The sequence below is a fragment of the Streptomyces sp. NPDC054887 genome, from assembly GCF_053610585.1.
This window is the reverse complement of record NZ_JBSGYQ010000146.1, coordinates 1-1455: the sequence shown is the minus strand read 5'-3', so window position 1 is coordinate 1455 and position 1455 is coordinate 1. Positions and strand designations below refer to the sequence as shown.

Here is a 1455-nt window from a genome sequence, read left to right as displayed (position 1 = left end):
CGAGGGGGGCCCCGTTCGACCCGAGAGGCCGGTGGCCGTAGCCGCCGGGGCGCGCACCGGGGCGTACGGACACGCCGGACCGGCGGGCCGCCGCGCGGGGCGGCCCGCCGGGGGCCGGAGCGCTGCGATCACCGGATCCGCGGTTGTTCCTGCGGCTCCTCTTCCTCCTCGTCCGGCAGCTTCACGTCGCTGACCGTGACGTTCACCTCGACGACCTCCAGGCCGGTCATCCACTCGACCGCCGAGATCACGCTCTCGCGCACGGAGCCGGCGACGTCCGTGATGGACACGCCGTAGTCGACGACGATCTCCAGGTCGACCGCCGTCTGCTTCTCGCCCACTTCGACGTCGACCCCCCGCGACACGGACTTCGTAGCGCCGGGCACGCGGTCGCGGGCCGCTCCGAAGGCCCGGGAGATTCCGCTGCCCATGGCGTGGACGCCCGTCACGTCGCGGGCCGCCATTCCGACGATCTTCTCGACCACGCTGTCGGAGATGGTGGTCTTTCCCCGGCCTCCGGGGTCGCCCTGCTTCCCGCTGAGGTTCTGTGCGGTATCGGTCATGGCCGGTCGTCCCTTCCCAAGGTAAGGAGCTTGCCACCGTCCTTCCACGTTAGGCCCGCCCGGCCGCCGATGCTCGGCGCGGCGGGAGAACCGCCGATGACCTGCGCCAACACCATTCCGGCCCGCGGTCACGGCTCCGGGACGATCCCGGCGCCGGCAGGCAACGGACCGCTCCTCTCCGTCCGTCTTCGAGCCCGGCAAGCCGCTCGGCGCCGCTCGCAGCCGCGCACGAGGAAGGGGCGACGCATCATGGCTACGATCCGTGCGAGACACGGGGCGCTGGCCCTCATCGTGACGGGGCCGTACTGGCGCCCCTGCCACCGGCGTTCGCCGCTGATCCCTCCACCGCGTGCCGACCGTCGGGCGGACGTGGGCATGGACGGGCGGGTGGACGTCACCGGAGCCGCTGACACCGTTGACGGGGGCACCTGGACGGCCCGCGGAGGGGCGGTAGCCTCCCCGCGTCAGCCGCGTGGTGGATGCGCCGAGCCGCCACGCCGTCGCCTGCCGTCCCCGGCGCGCCCGCAGGTTTGACCTGGTGGTGGCGGGGGACACGCTGGAGTGAAGGATCGTTCTCAGCAAGATCGGAGGACACCATGATCGTCCTCGGAATCATTCTGCTCATCATCGGTTTCGTGGCCGGCATCTCCATCCTGTGGACCATCGGGATCATTCTGGTCGCCATTGGCGCCGTCCTCTGGATCCTGGGATCGGTCGGACACGCAGTGGGCGGGCGACGGCATTACTGGTGAGCAGCACCACCTGAACGGAGCGGCACCACCTGAACGGGTGCGCCGGGCGCGGGACGCCCGGCGCACCCCGTGGGCCCCCCGGGGGAGGCGGAAGCGGCGCGTACGGGTACTCGACGGGGCATGCCCCAGAGAGCCGGTGC

At 71.9% G+C, this 1455-nt stretch carries 2 protein-coding genes; one reads left to right on the top strand and one right to left on the bottom strand.

The features are described 5' to 3' along the window. Positions 1–128: 128 nt before the first annotated feature. Positions 129–563: an Asp23/Gls24 family envelope stress response protein gene (locus ACWGH0_RS34665; protein WP_453408251.1), complete on the bottom strand. Its 435-nt coding sequence runs from the start codon at positions 561–563 to the stop codon at positions 129–131. A gap of 596 nt (positions 564–1159) precedes the next feature. On the opposite strand from ACWGH0_RS34665, the gene ACWGH0_RS34660 reads away from it, so the two are divergent. Then, the gene (locus ACWGH0_RS34660) at positions 1160–1315 is read left to right on the top strand and encodes a DUF6131 family protein (protein ID WP_453408250.1); all 156 of its coding nucleotides are present in this window, start codon (positions 1160–1162) and stop codon (positions 1313–1315) included. Positions 1316–1455 lie beyond the last annotated feature (140 nt).